The 19,478-nt window shown below is 69.5% G+C and carries 15 protein-coding genes; 12 read left to right on the top strand and 3 right to left on the bottom strand.

What is annotated here, in order from left to right; genetic code table 11:
- Positions 1-46: 46 nt before the first annotated feature.
- The gene (locus NBRGI_RS16615; RefSeq protein WP_029897299.1) at positions 47-1,525 is read right to left on the bottom strand and encodes an MFS transporter; all 1,479 of its coding nucleotides are present in this window, start codon (positions 1,523-1,525) and stop codon (positions 47-49) included.
- Between the two features lie 178 nt (positions 1,526-1,703).
- Positions 1,704-2,411, bottom strand: coding sequence for a FadR/GntR family transcriptional regulator (locus tag NBRGI_RS16610; protein ID WP_029897297.1), 708 nt, complete (start codon positions 2,409-2,411; stop codon positions 1,704-1,706).
- A 65-nt stretch (positions 2,412-2,476) separates the two neighbouring features.
- Between NBRGI_RS16610 and NBRGI_RS16605 the strand changes: the two genes are divergently transcribed.
- The 9 genes from NBRGI_RS16605 (at position 2,477) to NBRGI_RS16565 (ending at position 15,635) form a co-directional block, all read left to right on the top strand.
- A complete protein-coding gene (locus NBRGI_RS16605) occupies positions 2,477-3,733 on the top strand; it encodes an MFS transporter (RefSeq protein ID WP_029897294.1) in 1,257 nt (418 codons plus the stop codon).
- A 295-nt stretch (positions 3,734-4,028) separates the two neighbouring features.
- Positions 4,029-6,563 carry a nitrite reductase large subunit NirB gene (nirB, locus tag NBRGI_RS16600; protein WP_029897292.1) on the top strand — a complete coding sequence of 845 codons (2,535 nt, stop codon included), beginning with the start codon at positions 4,029-4,031 and terminating at the stop codon, positions 6,561-6,563.
- Between the two features lie 64 nt (positions 6,564-6,627).
- The gene (gene nirD, locus NBRGI_RS16595; RefSeq protein WP_029897290.1) at positions 6,628-7,029 is read left to right on the top strand and encodes a nitrite reductase small subunit NirD; all 402 of its coding nucleotides are present in this window, start codon (positions 6,628-6,630) and stop codon (positions 7,027-7,029) included.
- A 4-nt stretch (positions 7,030-7,033) separates the two neighbouring features.
- A complete protein-coding gene (locus tag NBRGI_RS16590; RefSeq protein ID WP_029897289.1) occupies positions 7,034-8,263 on the top strand; it encodes a uroporphyrinogen-III synthase in 1,230 nt (409 codons plus the stop codon).
- Positions 8,260-9,063 carry a sirohydrochlorin chelatase gene (locus NBRGI_RS16585; RefSeq protein WP_029897287.1) on the top strand — a complete coding sequence of 268 codons (804 nt, stop codon included), beginning with the start codon at positions 8,260-8,262 and terminating at the stop codon, positions 9,061-9,063. The genes NBRGI_RS16590 and NBRGI_RS16585 overlap by 4 nt, the downstream gene beginning before the upstream one ends.
- A gap of 228 nt (positions 9,064-9,291) precedes the next feature.
- Positions 9,292-13,443: a non-ribosomal peptide synthetase gene (locus NBRGI_RS16580; RefSeq protein ID WP_235210981.1), complete on the top strand. Its 4,152-nt coding sequence runs from the start codon at positions 9,292-9,294 to the stop codon at positions 13,441-13,443.
- 58 nt (positions 13,444-13,501) lie between these two features.
- Positions 13,502-14,209 carry a DUF6875 domain-containing protein gene (locus NBRGI_RS16575; protein WP_029897283.1) on the top strand — a complete coding sequence of 236 codons (708 nt, stop codon included), beginning with the start codon at positions 13,502-13,504 and terminating at the stop codon, positions 14,207-14,209.
- A 40-nt stretch (positions 14,210-14,249) separates the two neighbouring features.
- Positions 14,250-15,227, top strand: coding sequence for an alpha/beta hydrolase (locus NBRGI_RS16570; protein WP_029897281.1), 978 nt, complete (start codon positions 14,250-14,252; stop codon positions 15,225-15,227).
- 36 nt (positions 15,228-15,263) lie between these two features.
- Positions 15,264-15,635 (top strand): TfoX/Sxy family protein, encoded by a 372-nt coding sequence (locus NBRGI_RS16565; RefSeq protein ID WP_029897279.1) that lies wholly within the window; start codon positions 15,264-15,266, stop codon positions 15,633-15,635.
- Here the strand turns inward: NBRGI_RS16565 and NBRGI_RS16560 are convergent.
- Positions 15,607-17,310, bottom strand: a complete 1,704-nt coding sequence (locus tag NBRGI_RS16560; RefSeq protein WP_029897277.1) for a metallophosphoesterase — start codon at positions 17,308-17,310, stop codon at positions 15,607-15,609. The genes NBRGI_RS16565 and NBRGI_RS16560 overlap by 29 nt on opposite strands.
- A 158-nt stretch (positions 17,311-17,468) precedes the next feature.
- Between NBRGI_RS16560 and NBRGI_RS16555 the strand changes: the two genes are divergently transcribed.
- The 3 genes from NBRGI_RS16555 (at position 17,469) to NBRGI_RS16545 (ending at position 19,405) form a co-directional block, all read left to right on the top strand.
- A complete protein-coding gene (locus tag NBRGI_RS16555) occupies positions 17,469-17,915 on the top strand; it encodes a cupin domain-containing protein (RefSeq protein WP_029897275.1) in 447 nt (148 codons plus the stop codon).
- Between the two features lie 91 nt (positions 17,916-18,006).
- A complete protein-coding gene (locus tag NBRGI_RS16550) occupies positions 18,007-18,834 on the top strand; it encodes an aminoglycoside 6-adenylyltransferase (protein ID WP_081878111.1) in 828 nt (275 codons plus the stop codon).
- 118 nt (positions 18,835-18,952) lie between these two features.
- Positions 18,953-19,405 carry a VOC family protein gene (locus NBRGI_RS16545; protein ID WP_029897272.1) on the top strand — a complete coding sequence of 151 codons (453 nt, stop codon included), beginning with the start codon at positions 18,953-18,955 and terminating at the stop codon, positions 19,403-19,405.
- Positions 19,406-19,478 lie beyond the last annotated feature (73 nt).

Genomic DNA, 19,478 nt, shown 5'->3' with positions numbered 1-19,478 from the left:
GCGGTGCCCGGTTTTCCGCGGTCGGCGGTGAAAATTTCGGTGCGGGTTACACCTTCGCGTAGGCCAGCGACGGCATCCGTCCGATCGCGAACGAGGACCGCAGATAGAACCACCAGGTGAGCGCGCCCATCACCAGGAACGCCCCCGCGTAGGCCCAGAATGCGGGCGCCATGGTGTGGTAGTGGGTGTTGGACAGGCGCAGCGCCTGCTGCAACAGCCAGCCGCCCGAGGCGCCGACCGCGCCGATCACCCCGATCGCCGCGCCCGCCTGCCGCCGGGCCGAGGCCGCCGACTCGTTGAGGTCGAGTCCGTGCTCGGCGGCGTACTTCTTGGAGATCGCGCTGAAGATGGTCGGGATCATCCGGTACGTGGAGCCGTTGCCGATGCCGGTCATCACGAACAGCACCAAGAACGAGATCAAATACAGCGGAAAGCTTTTCAGCTCCAGTGCGGCCATGATGAAGGCGACCGAGACGGCCATGCCGCCGAACACGAACAGCGTGATCTTCGCGCCGCCGACCTTGTCCGCGATCCAGCCGCCGAACGGACGGCTGAACGAGCCGACGAACGCGCCGAGGAAGGCGAGGTTGCCGATGGTGCTGATCCAGCCGATCTTGGTCAATTCGGGGAAGTTGGCTTTGATCAGCGTCGGGAACGCGAACGAGAACCCGATGAACGAGCCGAAGGTGCCGATGTAGAGCACCGCCATCACCCACGTGTGCCGGTTGATCAGGGCGAGCCGATAGGACTTACCGTCGGACTTGGCGGTGGCGATGCTGTCCATGTAGCGCAGCGCGCCGAAGGTCGCGGCCAGGATGAACGGCACCCACACCAGGATGGACAGGGTGATGCCGAACCGGTAGCCGGCCGGGTCCTTCGCGGTGAGGTGGGTGCCGAGGGTGATGATCAGCGGCAGGATCAGCTGGGTCTGCGCCACGCCGAGATTGCCGCCCGCCGCGTTGATGCCGAGCGCCGCGCCCTTCTTGCCCTCGGGGAAGAAGAAGTTGATGTTCGACATCGACGAGGAGAAGTTGCCGCCGCCCACCCCGGCCAGCGCCGCCAGGATCAGGAAGACCCACATCGGCGTGCCCGGCTGGTTGACGAAGTAGGCCAGGCCGAGCGTCGGCACGAGCAGCATGGCCGCGCTGAACGCGGTGAACGCGCGTCCGCCGAACTTCGGGATGGCGAAGGTGTACGGAATGCGCAGGGCCGCGCCGACCAGCGTCGGGGTCGAGGTCAGCAGCAGCGCGTTGCTCACCGCGGTGGGATCGCCCTTGCCGAGTCCGGCGAGGAAGCCGAAGCCGGCCGCGCCCATGCTGGTCACCACGGTGCCCCAGATGACCCAGACGCTGAAGCCGAGGTTCTCGGCGAACACCGAGAAGATCAGGTTCTTGCGCGCGGTGCGCGCGCCGCCCGACTCCCAGAACTTCTGGTTGTCCGGCTCCCAGGTCGGTAGCCAGCGGCCTCTGGTCTGGTGTTGGAAGGTGGTGGATTCGGTGCCGGTGGCGGCTGCGGTCGCAGTCATCGGCTTCCTCTCATATGCGCTCGACCGGCCGTCCGTGCGGCGGCACTGCCGCGGGTGGCGTCGAGTTGCCTGGCTTTATCCCGTCACAACGTAGGGGCCGGGTGTTGCGGCACCGTGGCTGTGCGTGACGTTCCAGGCAATTCCGGCTCACAGTGTGAGCCAGGGCGTGGTGAGTCGGCTATCCGGTGTGTTCGTCGCGCGCGATATCGGTGTTATCGATGGCGTCCGGGTACTCCGCGATCAGCGAGTTCAGGAAGCAACTCGCGGCCGAGGAGGCGCGTTCGGGATCGCCGTCGATCACCGCGTGCACCAATTCGGCGTGCTCTTCGGGGTAGGAATCATCGGATTTCAACGTCCGTGCTCGGATCACCTGTTCGATGATCGGGAGCAGGGAGTCGTAGAACTCCAGATACACCGCGTTATGGCTGGCCACGACGATCGCGCGGTGCAGTTCCACGTCGGACTCGATCGCGGCCGGGCTGTCGTCGTGCCAGGCCTTGTCGCGTTCGGCGAGCAACTGCAGGAGGTTGGCGATGTCACTGTCGTCGCGGCGGCGGGCGGCCAGCGCGGCGGCGGTGGTGTCGAGCGCCAGGCGGAGCTCGAGCACATCGCGCTCCTCGGCGTCGGCAAAGTACTTGCCTAACGTGCCGCCGAGGTCGGAGGATGCGATCACATAGGTTCCCGAACCTTGGCGTCGCTCGAGCATCCCCGCGTGGACGAGAGCTTGGACGGCCTCGCGCACGGTGTTTCGACCCGTCCCGGTGAGCTCGGTGAGCTCCGGTTCGGTGGGGATGCGTGAGCCGATCGGCCAACGGCTGGAACGGATTTCGGCACGCAGCTGCTCGGTGACCTGGGCAATGAGGCTGGTGCGCCGGACTGGTTGCACTGACTCAGAGTACCGCTCATCACAAATCGTTGCCTCCTATCATCCGGTCATCCTATGATTTCGCGGTGACTGCAACCCTCCAGAAAACTCAGACCCGAACCGAATCCGCGCTGGTCGACCAGCGTCGGCGGGCCCTGACGGAGGGGCGTCTGCTCGTTTTGGCCGCCATCGTGATGTCGGCGCTCGTGCTGCGTGTCGCGGTGACGGCGTTCAGCCCCCTGGCCGAACGGATCGGCGCCGACGTGGGCTACGGCACCGCCGTGGTGGGCGTCTTCGGCATGATCCCGACCGCGATGTTCGCGCTCTCGGGTTTGCTGACCCCCGTGCTGGTGCAGCGGATCGGCCTGGAACGGACCGCGCTGACCGCCATGCTGATGGCCGGCACCGGCATGCTGGTCCGGGTGCTGCTCTCCGGCACCGCGGAACTGCTGGTGTTCTCCGCGCTCGCCCTGGCCGGTATGGGCATCGGCAACGTGGTGATCCCGCCGCTGGTGAAGCGGTACTTCTCGGATCGGCTCGCGGTGGTCAGCTCGCTGTACATCATGATGGTGCAGGTCGGCACCGTGGTGCCGGCGTTCGTCGCGGTCCCGGTCGCCGACGCGTTCGGCTGGCGGATCTCGCTCGGCCTGTGGGCCGCCCTCGGTTTCGCCGCGGCGCTGCCTTGGATCGGCGTGCTGCGCGACCGTCGCGGCCGTGACGTCGCGGACACCACCGCACTGCCCGCCGAGGCGCCGCGCACCGGCCGGGTCTGGCGGTCCCCGCTGGCCTGGGGCATGGCCGGGATGTTCGGCATGACCTCGCTGATCACCTACGCGATGTTCACCTGGCTGCCCAAGATCCTCACCGATGCCGGCGCCAGCGCCAGTTTCGCGGGCAGCATGCTGGGCGTGTTCGGCCTGGTCGGCCTGTTCGCCGCGCTCACCGCGCCGACCGTGGTCGCGCGCTTCCGCAACCCCTTCCTGGTCGTGGTCGCGTGCGGCGCGTTCTTCCTGGCCTCGTTCGTCGGGCTGCTCGTCGCGCCGATGAGCCTGCCGATCCTGTGGGTGGTCCTGCTCGGCCTCGGCCCGAGCACCTTCCCGATGGCGCTGACCCTGATCAACATGCGCACCAACACCCCGGGCGGATCGTCGGCGCTGTCCGGCTTCACCCAGGGCGTCGGTTACGCGGTGGCCTGCGTCGGCCCGGTGCTGTTCGGCGTGCTGCACTCGGCCACCGACGGCTGGCTCGCGCCCTTCGCTCTGCTCACCGTCGCCGTCCTGGTCCTGCTGGCCGGTGCGTGGCAGGCCTGCAAGCCGCGCATGCTCGAGGACACCTGGAACTAGTCCCGCGCAGACCGCAACCCGGCTGACAAGTTGTTGTCGGCCGGGTTGCGGCGCGTAGTGGGGCAGGGGATGCTCGGAAGGCGACTCTCCTCCGGGGACGGGGCCGTGGTGGGGTCTCGGTGATCTCCGGAAACCGCGCTGTCACATGGGCGTAACTTGCGGGCGAGCTCACGCCCGGATTCGGATAACCGTGAGCAACCGTTGATGCGCCGGTCATTTCGCGCAGCATTGCGGCAATACCCGTTTCCTACCGTTGGGCCAACCGGATCTTTGGAGGCCCTTCTTGAGCACCCCGATGAATCACCCACTCGAACCGTCCGCACGCAAGACCGCCGTCGTCGTCGGCCACGGCATGGTCGGGCACCGGTTCGTCGAGGCGTTGCGTGCGCGGGACGAGGCGGGGCAGTGGCAGGTCGTGGTGCTGAGCGAGGAGCGGCTGCCCGCCTACGACCGAGTCGGCCTGTCCTCGTACGTCGGCAGGTGGGACGCGGCGGAGCTGGCGCTGCCCGGCAACGAGTATGCCGGCGACGCGCTGGTGGAGCTGCGTCTCGGCGAGCGCGCCGAGCGCATCGACCGCGACGCCCGCAAGGTGACCACGTCGACGGGGGAGACCCTCTCCTACGACGCACTGGTGCTCGCCACCGGCTCGTACCCGTTCGTGCCGCCGGTCCCCGGGCACGATCTGCCCGAGTGCTTCGTCTACCGCACCCTCGACGACCTGGACGGCATCCGGGCCGCCGCCGAGGCCGCCGGGCCCGGCGCGGTGGGCGTGGTGGTCGGCGGCGGACTGCTCGGCCTCGAGGCCGCGAACGCGCTGCGGCTGCTCGGCCTGACACCGCACGTGATCGAGTACAACGACCGGCTGATGCCCGCACAGGTCGACGAGGGCGGCGGCGCGATCCTGGAGCGCCTGGTCACCGATCTCGGCCTGGCCGTGCACACCGGTGTCGGCACGTCCTCGATCGAGGCCGCCGACACGGGCGTGCGGGTCGCGCTGTCCGACGAGTCGGTGATCGAGGCCGCGCTGGTCGTGTTCTCGGCGGGTGTGCGCCCGCGGGATCAGATCGCCCGCGACAGCGGCCTGGCGGTCGGCCCCCGCGGCGGCGTCATTACCGACCTCGGCCTGCAGACCTCCGATCCGAATATCTGGGCCGTCGGCGAATGCGCCGCCGTCGAGGGCACCTGCTACGGCTTGGTCGCGCCCGGCTACACCACCGCCGAGATCGTGGCGGACCGCCTGCTCGGCGGCGCGGGCGAATTCCCCGGCGCGGACATGTCGACCAAGCTGAAGCTGCTCGGGGTCGACGTGGCCAGCTTCGGTGACGCGCACGGCGCCACCGCGGGCGCGCTGTCGGTCGTGCTGCACGACGCCGCGAAGGGCACCTACGCCAAGCTCGTCGTGTCCGACGACGCGCAGATCCTGCTCGGCGGCATCCTGGTCGGCGACGCGACGGCGTACGCCTCGCTGCGTCCGCTGGTGGGGCGTCCGCTGCCGGCCGAACCCGCCGCGCTGATCTCGCCCGCGGGCGCGGAACTGAGCGCCGATGCGCTGCCCGACGACGCCCAGATCTGCTCCTGCAACAACGTGTCCAAGGGCGATATCTGCGGCGCGATCGCCGAGGGCGTTTGCGATATCGCCGGGGTGAAGAAGTGCACCTCCGCCGGAACATCTTGCGGCGGTTGCGTTCCCATGATCAAGAAGCTGCTCGAGCAGTCCGGCGTGGAGATGTCCAAGGCGCTGTGCGAGCACTTCGAGCAGTCCCGTTCCGAGTTGTTCCAGATCGTCCAGGTCACCGGCATCCGCACGTTCTCGGGGCTGATCACCAAGTACGGCAAGGGATCCGGCTGCGATATCTGCAAGCCGACGGTCGCCTCCATCCTCGCCTCGACCTCGAGCGAGCACATCCTGGACGGCGAGCAGGCGGGTCTGCAGGACACCAACGACCACTTCCTGGCCAACCTGCAGAAGAACGGCACCTACTCGGTGGTGCCGCGGATGCCGGGCGGCGAGGTGACGGCCGATCAGCTCATCACCATCGGCCAGATCGCCAAGGATTTCGACCTGTACGTCAAGGTCACCGGCGGTCAGCGGATCGACCTGTTCGGCGCGCGCGTCGAACAGCTGCCGTTGATCTGGCAGCGGTTGGTCGATGTCGGCATGGAATCCGGGCACGCCTACGGCAAGTCGCTGCGCACGGTGAAGAGCTGCGTCGGCTCCACCTGGTGCCGCTACGGTCAGCAGGACTCGGTCGGCATGGCGGTACTGCTCGAAAAGCGGTATCGCGGACTGCGTTCTCCGCACAAGCTGAAGCTGGGTGTCTCCGGCTGCGCTCGCGAGTGCGCCGAAGCGCGCGGCAAGGACGTCGGCGTGATCGCCACCGAGAACGGCTGGAACCTCTATGTCGGCGGCAACGGCGGTCTCTCGCCCAAGCACGCGGTGCTGCTGGCCGGTGAGCTCGACGACGAGACGCTGATCAAGTACATCGACCGGTACCTGATGTTCTACGTCCGCACCGCGGACCGGTTGCAGCGCACCGCGCCGTGGCAGGAGGCGCTCGAGGGCGGTATCGATTACGTCAAGCAGGTGGTCTGCGAGGACAGCCTCGGCATCGCCGACGAGCTGGAGGCGGCCATGGCCCAGCACATCGATGGCTACCGCGACGAATGGGCCGCAGTGCTCGAGGACGAAGAAAAGCTCTCCCGGTTCGTCTCCTTCGTGAACGCCCCGGACGAGGCCGATCCGACCATCTCCTTCGACGACAGCGGCGAACGGAAGGTGCCGGTGTTACTCGGTATGCCGGATATTCCGGTCGCTACCCGCGGGAAATGACGGCTTAACCCCATAGAAACAGGACGCCGGTACCAATGAGTAAGGCGTTTGGAGGATGACACCGATGACCGTGATCGATGCCCCCGGCATTGCCGCTGCTACCGCCACCGGCTGGACCCAAGCGTGCCGGCTCGACTACCTGATTCCCGGCCGCGGCGTCGCGGTGTTGCTGAAAGGTGGCCGACAGGCCGCCTTGTTCCTGATGAGCGACGGCATTCTCTACGCCGTCGGCAACATTGATCCGTTCGGACGCGCGGCGGTCATGTCGCGCGGGATCGTCGGCGACCGCGGCGGCGTGCCCGTCGTCGCGTCGCCCTTGCTCAAGCAGGCCTTCTCACTGGTCGACGGGCGCTGCCTGGACGACGAATCGGCAATGCTGCCGGTATACGCGGTGAGCGTGACCGACGGCATCGTGTCGATTTCCAACGAGCCGGTGGTTGCCGGGCTCGCTTCCTCGGACGGATGAACTCATGAATACTCCCGACGCGAGCGCCTGTCTCGCGGGATTCACCATCGGCATCACGGCGGCGCGACGCGCCGACGAGTTCGCCACCCTGCTGGTCCGCCGGGGCGCGGGCGTGGTGTTCGCACCCGCCATTCGGATCATTCCGCTCGCCGACGACGACGAACTGGAGCGAGTAACCCGCCAACTGGTCGTCGATCCCCCGCAGATCGTGGTGGCCACCACCGGCATCGGCTTTCGTGGCTGGATGGAGGCGGCCGAGGGCTGGGGCATCGCGGAGCAACTGCGGACCACGCTCGGGTCCACCCGGGTGCTGGCGCGCGGCCCGAAGGCCAAGGGCGCCATCCGCGCGGCCGAACTGCGCGAGGAGTGGTCGCCCGCGTCCGAGTCCTCGGCCGAGGTGCTCGATCATCTGCTCGCCGAGGGCGTGGACGGGGTGCGGATCGCGGTGCAGTTGCACGGCGCCACCACCGAGTGGGAGCCGGTGCCCGACTTCTGTGAGGTATTGCGTTGCGCCGGTGCGGATGTCGTGCCGGTGCCAGTGTATCGCTGGGAGCCGCCGCAGGATCAGCAGCCGATGGACCTGATGATCGAGGCCATCGTCACCTCCAGCCTGGACTGCGTCACGTTCACCAGCGCGCCCGCCGTCGCGTCGATGTTGATGCGCGCCAAGGAAACCGGGCTGCTCGAAGCAGTGTTGCACGCCCTGCGCGGCCGGGTGCTGGCCGCGTGCGTCGGGCCGATCACCGCGGCGCCGCTGGAGGAGCTCGGCGTGCCGACCTCGATGCCGGGGCGGGCCCGCCTCGGTGCGCTCGCCCGGCACGTCGCCGAGGAACTGCCGCGCCGGGCCAACCGGATCTACGCCGCGGGCCACACGCTGAGCGTGCGCGGCGGCTGCGTCGTGGTCGACGGTGAGGTACGCCAGCTGGCGCCCGCGCCGATGGCGCTGATGCGGTCGCTGGCCAGGCAGCCCGGCCGGGTGGTCTCCCGGGAGCACCTGCTCGCGGCGCTGCCCGGCGGCGGCGGCGACACGCACGCGGTGGAAACCGCGATCGCCCGGCTGCGCGCCGGACTCGGTGCGCCGAAGGCGATCCAGACCGTGGTCAAGCGCGGCTACCGGCTGGCCATGGACGCGGCCGAATGCGTCGACAACAATCCGCGGTCCGAATTCGGCGGCCCGCAGATGCCCGGTTTCAGCACCCCGCTGCGGCATGCCCAGACCATGGGGGCGTGGTGAGCGCCCCCGCGCTGGTGCTCGTCGCGCACGGCACCAGAAGCGCGCGCGGCGTCGAGATGATCGCCGCGCTGGCCGAGGCGGTCGGCAACGAGCTCGGCGTCGCGGTTTCGGGGCGCGACGCCGATGCCGCTGCGGCCCGGGAACCCCTTCCCCTCGTTCCCGGACCGCAGCAGGCAGCCGTGCCCGTTCTGCGGACCTCCTTCGTCGACGTGCTCGGCCCGTCACCGGCCGAGGTGCTGCGCGACCTGACCGGCACGGCGGGTGAATCCGTTCCCGCCGTGGTCGTTCCGGCCTTCCTCGCCTCCGGGTACCACGTCTATCAGGATGTGCCGCGGGAGGTGGCCGACAGCGGTCACGGCGCGGTGGCGATCACCCCGGCCATGGGCCCGGACCCGGCGCTGGCCCGGATCATGACCATGCGGCTGCGCGCCGCGGGGTGGCGGCCCGGGGACGCGGTCGTGTTCGCCGCCGCGGGTTCCTCGGATCCCCGTGCGCGCCAAGATGTTCGCCGCGCCGCCGCGATGCTGGCCGAACGGCTGGACACGCCGGTCCGCCTCGGCTATATCGCCACCGGTGCGCCACGCGTCGCGGATGTCGTTGCCGCGCTGCGTGAGTCCGGTGCCGAGCGAGTTTTCGTCGCGTCCTATCTGTTGGCGCACGGTCTGTTCCACGAGCGTCTGCACGACGCCGGGGCCGACGGCGTGGCCGAACCCATCGGGGTCCATCCCGCCGTGGTCCGGCTCATCGCCGACCGGTATCGCGCCGCCGCGCGGGAGCTGGTGCGGGCGCGCGTGCGCTGACCGGCCTCGGTGTCTTCGACCCGCGACTTCGTATAGCGCCGGGTGTGCTCGTCCGTCGTTCGGTCTCGGGCGCCGATAGGGAGCCGATCGGTGGGATCACCACCCATCTGAGCAGGTAGTCGTCTGTGCTACGCGCCGATTGTGCTGAAATTACGGAGGGTTCACGCCTGGATGCCGTAAGTTTGCCCCTGGATGATTCAGCGGTGGCTTTCCGAATCGCAGGGAGGCGTGTTGACCGGAGCCGACGCCACGGCGCAGCCGATGTACCCGCTGTCGACGGCGCAGCTGCGCTGGTGGGTGGCCCAGCAGTTGCATCCGGGGGTGCCGATCACGGTCGCGATGTACCTGGACCTGTCGGGTCCGCTCGAGATCGGCCTGATGTCGCGCTGCGCCCGGCGCGCGGCCCACGAACTGCAGTCGCCGCACCTGCGCTTCCGGATGGTCGACGGATATCCGCGCCAGTACGTGCCCGCCGCGGCGGAGCTGCCGATCCGCCGGGTGCGGCTGACCGACCAGGCCGACCCGATGGCCGCGGCCCTGGAACTGATGGAGCGTGACTACACCGCACCGCTCGACCCGCTCACCGATCAGCTCACCGTCGCGACGGTGTTCCAGGTGGGGCCGGGCCATCACCTGCTGTACCTGCGCAGCCATCACATCGTGCTGGACGGGGTGGGCGCGGCGGCGGTGCTGCGGCGCACCGGTGAGCTCTACCGTGCGGAAGTCGTTGCGGCGCATCGGCTCGACGCCGTGAGCGACTGCGCGACCGATACCGGTGGGCCCGCCGATGCCGGTCGCCGCCGCTCGACCACCCGGGTGCTGCGCCGGTCGGCGCGGGCTGTTTCCGACAGTGCGCCGCGCACCGGCTCCTACGCCAGTATGACGATGGAAAACGTTGCGGCGGTGAGTAGTTCGCTGACGTCGTCGAAGGTTCCCCAATCCGCTGCCGCGCGGGCGCTCACCGTGCCGGAGTTGCTGGAAGATGAACGCAGATACCAGGATTCGGCGCGCGCCGAATCGGACCGGGAGTATTGGCGCGAGCAACTGCGCGCGCTCACCGAACCGGTCGGCCTGGCCGGTCGTCCCGCCGCGCCCGAGCCGCGGCCACACCGGGTGAGCGCGACGCTGGATGCCGCGACGGCCGAACTGCTCGCCGCCGCGCGCGCCACCCACGGCGCCACCTTCCCGGAACTCGCGGTCGCGGCGTTCGCCTGTTATCTGGCGCGGATGACCGGGCGCGACGAGGTCACGCTCACGCTGCCGGTCACCGCGCGCCCGACCGCGGCGCTGCGCCGGTCCGCGGGGTCGATGTCGAACGTGGTGCCACTGCGGTTGTCCGGCCTGGACACCGCGACGGTCGGCGCGGTGATCGCGCAGGTGCGCGCCCGCGTGATCGGCGCGCTGCGGCATCAGCGGTATCGCTACGAGGACATGCAGCGCGATCGCGGGCAGCAGCACGTCGAACGCGGTGGCTTCGGTCCGGTGGTCAACGTGCTCGGGTTCACCGAGCCGCTCAGTCTCGGCGCGCTGACCGGGCAGGCGCGGCTGCTCTCGCTCGGGCCGGTGGAAGACCTGCTCGTCAACGGCTACCAGGCCGGTCCGGACGAGCGCTCGGTGAGCATCGACTTCCACGCCAACCCGGCGCGCTACCGGTACGACCTGGTGGCCTGGCAGCACCGCATGTTCCTGGACTACTTCGCGCGTTTTCTGGCCGCCGAAACCGACTGTCCTACACCGGCATTGGACCTCGAACTGCCGGCCCCGGCGGTCGTCGAGCCGACGGGCCCGATCCGGGTGCTGCCCGATCTGCTGCGCGCGGGGCCGGTGCCCGACGCCGTCGCGGTACAGGACGGCACGCACACCATGACCTATCGCGAACTCGACGAGCGCTCGGCCCGGTGGGCCCGGCAGTTGATGGCGGCCGGAGCGCGGCCCGGCGAGTTCGTCGTCGTGGCCGTGCCGCGCTCGCTGGAGTCGGTGCTCGCGCTGTGGGCCGTCGCCAGATCCGGCGCCTGTTTCGTCCCGGTCGACCCGGCGGACCCGCCCGCGCGGATCGCCGCGGTGATCGCGGATTCCGGCGCGCGCCAAGGGCTTACGGTCACCTCGGTACGCAAGCTGCTGCCCTGCGATACGGGGGAGCTCGTGACCGTCGGCCGGTGCAGCGTCCATTGGCACCTGCTCGACGATGTCCGTGCGGTGACCCAGGTGGTGCGCCGGGCGGGCACACCGATCGACGACGCCGAGCGGCCGCGCTCGCTACGGCCGGACCACCCCGCCTATCTGATCTACACCTCGGGCACCACCGGAGTGCCGAAAGGGGTGCTGGTCACCCACCGCGGTCTCGGCTCGCTGACCGACTATATTCTCCGACACTATGGGGTAGAACGGGATTCGGTGGTGCTGCACGCGCACGCGCCGTCGTTCGACGCGCACCTGCTCGAGCTGCTGAGCTGTTTCGCGGCCGGCGCTCGGCTGGTGGTGGCATCGCCGGCCGTGGTCGCGGGCGGTGCGCTCGCCCGGCTGCTCGAGCACAGCGGCGCCACCCACTTCCTCACCACGCCCGCGGTGCTCGCGACCTTGTCGCCGACCGCGATACCGAGGCTGCGCGCCGTGGTGGTCGGCGGTGAGGCGTGCCCGCCGGAGCTGGTCCGCGAATGGGCGCCGCACGTGCGCATGTTCAACGGGTACGGGCCCACCGAAACCACCGTCATGGCAACGCAAACCGAGGCGATGCGTCCCGGCGAACCGGTGTCGATCGGCGCGGCGCTGCCGGGAGTGCTGGCGGTGGTGTTCGATTCGCGTCTGGTCCGCGTACCGCCCGGCGCCCGGGGCGAGCTGTATCTCGGCGGCATCGGGGTCGCCGACGGTTATCTCCGCGATCCGGTGGGTACCGCGGTGCGGTTCGTCGCCGACCCGTTCGGCATCGGCCGACGGCTGTATCGCACCGGCGATCTGGTGAGTGCGAGCCCCGACGGCGCCTTCGAATTCCTCGGCCGTGCGGACGGGCAGGTGGAGGTCCGCGGGCGGCGAATCGAGCCCGCCGAGATCGAATCGGCCCTGCTCGCGGGCCCCGAGATCGCGCAAGCCGTGGTGACCGTCGCCGACGCGGGCCGATCCGAGGCGCGCCTGGTCGCCTACGTGGTGACCGCGCCGGGCGCGCGGTTCGACCCGGTGACGACCGCACGTCGACTACGCAGCACCCTGCCCGCGGCGCTGGTGCCCGCGGCGCTGGTCGAACTCGACCGATTGCCGGTGTCGGGCAACGGGAAACTGGATCGCGGCGCGCTGCCGGCGCCGGTGGCCGCGCCGCGTCCCTACGTCGCGCCCGAGACCGACACCGAGCGGTTGGTCGCCGCGCAGATCGAGCGGGCGACCGGGCAGTCACGGGTCGGCCTGGTCGACGACTTCTTCGAACTGGGCGGGAATTCCCTGCTGGGCGTGGCGGTTTCGGCCGAGCTGGCGGCCGCCACCGGCGTGCCGGTCACAGTGCGCTGGCTGTACACCACGCCGACGGTCGGCGCACTCGCGGCGCGCATCTCGGGCTACGACGGCGCGGACACCGCGGATGACGCGCTCGGTGTGCTGCTCGCCCTGCGCGGCAACGGCACTCGGCCACCGCTGTTCTGCGTGCACTCCGCGGTGCCGCTGGCCTGGTGCTATGCCGGACTGGCCCGCTACATCACCGACCGGCCGGTGTACGGCCTGCAAGCGCCGACGCTGACCGGCCAGGCCGAGGCCATCGGCACCATCGATGAACTCGCCGACAGCTATGTCGAGACGATGATTCGCGCCCAACCCGAGGGGCCGTACCACCTGCTGGGTTGGTCGCTCGGCGGGCAGATCGCGCACGCGATCGCGGTGCGGCTGCGGGCGCGCGGCGCCGCCGTCGGCGCGCTGGCCATGCTGGACAGCGTCGTCGTGCCCGAGGGTGCCGCGCCGCCGCCGGTGCCGCGGATGCGAGACCTGTTGACCCACTTGCTCGGTGACGAACCACTGGACGCCGATGCCGCCCCGGAGCTGAGTGCCGACCAGGCCGCCGCCGAACTGGCGCGCGCGGGTGCGTCGTTCGGCACCGGTCTGTCCGCGCTGCAGCTCGAGCGGCTGCACCGCGGTTACGTGGACGGCGTGGCGCTCGCGCACGGCTACCGTCCCGGTGTGTACGACGGTGACCTGCTGTACTTTTCGGCGACCCGCGGGATGACCGAGCTGTTCGGTGCCGAGATGTGGCGGCCCTACGTCACGGGCGATCTCATCGAGCACCCGGTGGCGGCGACGCATGCTCAGCTCACCAATTCCGATGTCGTCGCCGTGATCGGGCCGATCCTGGCCCGCCATCTGGAACGCACGGCGGTACCCGTGACGGCGGCGCGGGAACAGTGAATCAGGTGTATTCCGATCCGCGCCCAGGTGGTTTCGCCACTCCTGGCGAGGGCCGGTCGTGAGCCTACGCAGCCATGTAGGGCCGCGTACCGGCCTCGAATGGTGCAACGTCTACGACGACCCGGCGGCTTGGGTGGAGCGAAACCCGCATGCGGACAAGCTGTTACGGTACCTCGCCGACCGATTGGCGCGTCCGGATCCCGCGCTGGGCCGCGACGGGCCGGTGTGCCCCTTTGTGCGCCATACGATGACGCATCACAGCCTGTGGGTCGCCGTCGTGCCCGGCGCGCAACCGGCCGTCGATACCATGACCGCTGCGGTGGACGACGCCTTCGAGATCTATCGCGGGCTGCGCGACGCTGCGGGACGCGACGCCGGCATGCTGGCAGCCATCACGCTGTTCCCCGGCCTCACCCGGTACGGCCCGGTCGACGCGGTGCATCAGGCGCGCAAGACCGCCGTGGTCGCCGAGGGGCTGATGCTCGGCCAGTTCTATCCGGGCTGCGGCGTATCCGGGTTGTGGAACAAGGACTTCCGCCCGCTCGACGCGCCGCTGCCGATGCTGGTGATCCGCAAGATGATGAACACCGACTTCCCGTTTCTCGTCGAACGCACCGAATGGCTGTACGCCTACCTGACCCAGGTGGCGCCCGATCTGCCGCGCCGTCTTCGCTGGTCGATAGCCGAACGGCTGCAACGGACCGGAGTCGCCGACGATGGCATCACCGACCTGCGTGTTCACTCGCCGGGCGAACACGCCCGCTGAATGCCACGGGTCGCGATCCGCCTGATAGATACTCGACATCATGCGCCGGCTGATGCGTTGCCTGGTTTCCCTGCTCGTGCTGCTCGCCGCGATCGTGCCGGCCGTGACGGCGGGCGCCGATCCCGATTCCCGCATCCTCGACGTGCGGCCGCTCGGCGGACGGCAGCTAGAGGTGGTCGTGCATTCCGCCGCGATGAACAAGCCGATCACCCTGTGGATGTCGCATCCCGGAGCGGGCGCGCCCGCGCTGTATCTGCTCAACGCCGTCGACGGCGGCGAGGACGGCGGGCCGTGGATGCGCCGCACCGACGTCGCGGACTTCTTCGCGGACAAGAACGTCAACGTGATCGTGCCGATCGGCGGGCGGGCCAGTTTCTACACCGACTGGCTGCAGGACGACCCCGCGCTCGGTCGCAATCAGTGGTCCACCTTCCTGACCAGGGAACTGCCGCCGCTGCTGGAATCGCGATTCGACATGACGGGGCGCAATGCCGTTGCGGGACTTTCCATGTCGGCCACCTCGGCGTTGAATCTGGCGATCGGCGCGCCCGGCATGTACCAGGCGGTCGGGGCCTACAGCGGTTGCCCGCGCACCAGCGACCCCGGGGCGCAGGCGCTGGTCACCTCGCAGCTCGCGGTGTTCGGCGCGAACGCGGCGAACATGTGGGGCGCGCCGGACAATCCGGCGTGGTTCGCGCACGATCCGACGGTGCAGGCCGAACGCCTGCGCGGGGTGGCGCTGTACGTCTCCTCGGGCACCGGTGCGCCCGGCGAGCACGACAACATCAGTGACACCGGGGTCGACGGGAATCCGGTTCGGCTGATCGATCGGGTCCTGGTCGGCGGCGTGATGGAGACCGTCGTCGGCGGCTGCACCCGGCCGTTCGTGGATCGGCTGCACCAGCTCGGCATCCCGGTGACCGCGAACCTGCGCCCGGCGGGCACGCACGCCTGGACCTATTGGCAGGACGACGTGCACCTGTCCTGGCCGCTGTTCGCCGCGGCCATCGGTGCTTGACCGGAACCTGTCGGTGCCCGGGGAGACAATGCCGTCATGGCGTATGACGAGGAATTGGCCGATCGCATCCGGCTGATGATCGCCCCGGGGCCGGCGCTGTCGGAACGAAAGATGTTCGGCGGCTTGGCCTTCCTGATCGGCGGCAATATGGCGGTGGCGGCCAGCGGGCAGGGCGGACTGCTGGTCCGGGTCGACCCGCGAGAGCACGACGACCTGCTCGCGCGTGACATCGTGCGGCCGATGGTGATGGGCGGGCGCGAGATGGTCGGTTGGTTGCGCGTCACCGCCGAGGCGGCCGACGACGACGCGGTGCTGCGCGAATGGGTCGAGCGCGGTGTCGGTTACGCGCGGTCGCTGCCGCCGAAGCAGAAGTCGGGCACTAGGCGCGGACTTGCCGACGGTAGGTGAGCTTGTCGAATTCGCGGCCGTACTCGTCGACCGCCACCACGTCCATCTCGCTGGCGAAGATGCCGGGCCGCACGTCGACCCGCAGGAACGAGTAGTTGCGGAACCGCACCCGCGACCACGGCGCCGCTTCCGACTGCTTGCCGCCGCCGGGCACCCACACGTAACTGTTCGGCACCGTCGTGTCCGGTAACTCGTTGCCGCGGTAGGACTCCTGCGATCCGGGCTGGAACTCGTAACGGGGACGGCCACCGCCGCCGACCGTGTAGTAGACGGTGCCGTCCGACTCCGGATAGACGATCGAGTTGTCGCCCGCCACCTTCGTCGCGGCATTGCCGCGGATCGGGTCGGTGCGTTCGAAGACGTGATTGTGCCCCTGCAGCACGAGATCCACCTGGTATCGGTCGAACAGCGCGACCCAGGCGTCGCGGACGCCGCCGTCGCTGGCATGCGCCTCGGTCGTCGAATAGGCGCAGTGGTGGAAGAAGCAGACCAGGAAGTCGATCTCGGGATCCGCCCGATAGGCCGCCAGCGTGCGCTCCACCCAACTCGTCTGCGCCCCACCGGAATACCCGGTGTTGGCGCGGATCTCGTAGGAGATGTCGTTGGCGTCCAGCGAGAGCACCGCGACATTGCCGTAGGTGAACGAATACGCCGAAGGGCAACCGGCGGGCCCGTTTCCGGGGAAGTCGAGCCGCGCCGCGTGCCCGCCGTAGCCGAGTGCGCCGTAGGTCGCCTCCATGTCGTGGTTGCCGGTGGCGAACATCCACGGCGTCTGCGCCGCGCTGTCCTCGATCGCGCCGAAGTACACGTCCCAGACATAAGGATTGAACTTGTCGAAGCCGGACGCCAGTTTGCCGCCGTGCGGGACGAATTGGTTCGGTTTGCCCGCGCCGGACGGATCGGCATAGGCGATATCGCCGGCCAGGATATGGAAATCCGGTTTGGCGGCGGCGATTTGGCGCAGCACATTCGTGGCGTGCGGCGCCGACGGATCATTGTCCGCTTTGTAATATTTGTCGTCATAATCGCCGGGTGCGATGCCGGGCGGCTGTGCCGGGGTTTCGTCGGTACCCTGATCGCCCATCATGGTGAACCGGAACGGCACGAGCGCCGCCCGCGCGGTCGGCATCGCGGGAGCAGCGGCGCGAATATCACCGGCGAACCCGTCCGAGGTGCGCCAGCGGTAGAAATGCGGCAACCGGCCGGGCAGGCCGTCCACCGGCGCGTGCGCGTAGAACTGTTCGGCCGCGAGCACGCCGCCGTCGCTGCGCGGCACCTGGGTGAGCAGGTTGCGCACCTCGGCCTCGACCGTCGCGCCGAGCGCGGGAGTCGGGCCGTGGTCGAGAAAGACCCTGGTCCCCGCGGGTCGCCGGGACAGCTGACCGGCGAAACGCAGCTGACTCGCCGCGTCCGGTCCGAAGCCGACGTGGCGACCGCCGACCGCCAGTTGCGCGTCCTGCGCGTAGGCGCGCCTGCCGAACGGCGAGGTGCCCACCGCGGCGACGGCGGCCGCCGCCGCGGCGCCGCGCAGGATATTGCGCCGCGACACCGGATGACGCCGCAGATAGTCCCGGTGCCAATCATGCTGTTCGGCCATGGTCATCTCGGCGGAGAGCGCGGCCGGGATTCCGGTATCCGGAATATCGCCTGCGGGGTTCAACGGATGCGACGGCATTCGCATCATGCTGTACGGCCCGCTTGTCGCAGGCAACTCGACACCGCAGGCGCCGCGCGAACAATTCGTGAACTTTCCCTTCAGCAGTTTCAGTGCCTTTCCGGCAATCGCGACAAAACGCATTCCGTAACCGTCGTGGCGCCGGTTAGGCTCCGGCGATGAGGCCATTCCTGCGCGTGGCCGGCGCGGCGATCGTGCTCGGCGCGGCCGTCTGCGGCGGCGTCACCGCCAACGCCACCCCCGGCACCGACATCACCGCCGTCACCCTCGCCCAAGCCCAGATCCCCGCCGGCCTGCTCCCGTTCGTCGCGGGCACCGATCTCGTCGTTCGCGAAATCACCATCGCCCCAGGCGGTTCCACCGGTTGGCACTACCACGACGGCCCCGTCTTCGGCTTCATCCGCGCCGGCACCCTCACCCACCCCGGCCCCGACTGCACCGGCCCCACCTACCGCCCCGGCGATTTCATCTACGAACCCGAAGGCGCCTGGAACGTCCACATCGGCCGCAACCAAGGCCCCACCCCCTTGATCCTCGACGTCGTCTACGCCCCACCCACCGCCCACCCCCTCTTCCAAGACGCCCCCGCCCCACCCTGCGCCTAGCGGTTCCCCCGTTTCCGGCCTGAGTCACCGACCTTGGGGTCCAGCCGGTTGGCGGGTGGTTGTGGGGGTGCGGGTGGGGGACGATCGGGGGATGGATGACGGGTTTGTGGTGCGGGTGGTGGAGTGGGCTCGGGGACGGGGGGATGTGCGGGTGGTGTTGCGGACGGGGTCGCGGGGGCGGGTCGGTGGGGCGGTGGACGCGTTGTCGGATCATGACGTCGAGGTGTTCACGACGGATCCCGAGCTGTACGCGGGGGATGACGGGTGGGTGCGGGAGCTGGGGGAGGTGTGGGTGAACGTCGAGCTGGAGGGGCCCTACGACAACCCGGCGCATCTGGTGTTCTTCGAAGGCGGGGTGAAGGCGGACTTCCAGATACTGCCGGTGGACCTGCTGCGCGAATTCGCCGCGGACGGGCTGGACGAACTGCACGAGCGGGGCTATCAGGTGCTGTTCGATCGCGCCGGGATCGCGGCGCGGCTACCTGCGGCGACCGGGGCGAGCCCGGTGGTGGAACCACCGGATCAGCCGGAGTTCACGGCCCATTGCGCGGAGTTCTGGTTCGAGATCGCACACCTGCCGAGGTATTTGGCGCGTGGAGACCACTGGGTGGTGCGCTCCCGGGATCAGGAGACCAAGGACCTGCTGCTGACCATGATCGAATGGCACGCGGTGACGCACCACGGCGCCGGGCACGACGTCTGGCACGGTGGCACCAAGATGCGGGACTGGGCCGCGCCGGGCGTGTGGCAGCGCGTCGAAGAGATCTTCGCGATCGGCGACCCGCTGCGCCAGGCCCAGGCCACCGCGGACCTGTTCGCCGAACTCGCCAGGGCGGTCGCCGCGAGTCAGGGCCTGGACTACCCGGCGGCCGCCGAGAAAGCCGTCCGCCCGTACCTCGATCAGCTCCCGCAGCGCTGAAAGGCCAGCTCAACGCGTTCCAAAATTTTTCGCAGTTTTTCGGCGAGATACGTCGAAGGCGTCGACCCGGCTCCGACCAGAGGGTGACAGCAAGTCACCGATGCACAAGGAGCACAGCATGTCCGTCAACACCTTCTTCTGGTTCGACAACGCCGCCGAGGAAGCGGCCACCTGCTACACCTCGGTGCTGCCGAACTCGGCGATCACCGATGTGGCCCGCAACGCGGACGGTTCGGCGTTGGTCGTCACCCTCGACCTCGACGGGCACGCCGTCACCCTGATGAACGGCGGGCCCGGGCACCCGCTGACCGACGCCGCTTCGCTGCAGGTGATCGTGGAAACCCAGGACGAGGTGGACCGCCTGTGGGATGCCCTCACCGAGGGTGGTGCGCCGGGTCCGTGCGGCTGGCTGACCGACCGCTTCGGCCTGTCCTGGCAGATCGTCCCCGCGGCTTTGCCGAAGCTGTTGGCGGGTGACGACCCGGCCAAGACCATCGCGGTCGGCACCGCCCTGCGCAGCATGTCCAAGCTGGACATCAAAACCCTGCAGGACGCCTACGACAACGCCTGAGGCCGCAGCCGACGAGGCTCGCGCCGGATTCTCGCGCGGGCCTTGTCTGCCCTGCTCAGCTGAGTAGGGTCGC

This window comes from Nocardia brasiliensis IFM 10847 (assembly GCF_000710915.1).
Lineage (GTDB): Bacteria > Actinomycetota > Actinomycetes > Mycobacteriales > Mycobacteriaceae > Nocardia > Nocardia brasiliensis_A.
This window is presented reverse-complemented; position numbering and strand designations above follow the sequence as displayed.

Excerpts from the sequence above, each read along its gene's own strand:
- NBRGI_RS16615 (WP_029897299.1), bottom strand. The coding sequence starts at position 1,525 with ATGACTGCGACCGCAGCCGCCACCGGCACCGAATCCACCACCTTCCAA.
- nirB (WP_029897292.1), top strand. The coding sequence starts at position 4,029 with ATGAATCACCCACTCGAACCGTCCGCACGCAAGACCGCCGTCGTCGTC.
- nirD (WP_029897290.1), top strand. The coding sequence starts at position 6,628 with ATGACCGTGATCGATGCCCCCGGCATTGCCGCTGCTACCGCCACCGGC.
- NBRGI_RS16590 (WP_029897289.1), top strand. The coding sequence starts at position 7,034 with ATGAATACTCCCGACGCGAGCGCCTGTCTCGCGGGATTCACCATCGGC.
- NBRGI_RS16570 (WP_029897281.1), top strand. The coding sequence starts at position 14,250 with ATGCGCCGGCTGATGCGTTGCCTGGTTTCCCTGCTCGTGCTGCTCGCC.
- NBRGI_RS16565 (WP_029897279.1), top strand. The coding sequence starts at position 15,264 with ATGGCGTATGACGAGGAATTGGCCGATCGCATCCGGCTGATGATCGCC.
- NBRGI_RS16560 (WP_029897277.1), bottom strand. The coding sequence starts at position 17,310 with ATGCCGTCGCATCCGTTGAACCCCGCAGGCGATATTCCGGATACCGGA.
- NBRGI_RS16555 (WP_029897275.1), top strand. The coding sequence starts at position 17,469 with ATGAGGCCATTCCTGCGCGTGGCCGGCGCGGCGATCGTGCTCGGCGCG.
- NBRGI_RS16550 (WP_081878111.1), top strand. The coding sequence starts at position 18,007 with ATGGATGACGGGTTTGTGGTGCGGGTGGTGGAGTGGGCTCGGGGACGG.
- NBRGI_RS16545 (WP_029897272.1), top strand. The coding sequence starts at position 18,953 with ATGTCCGTCAACACCTTCTTCTGGTTCGACAACGCCGCCGAGGAAGCG.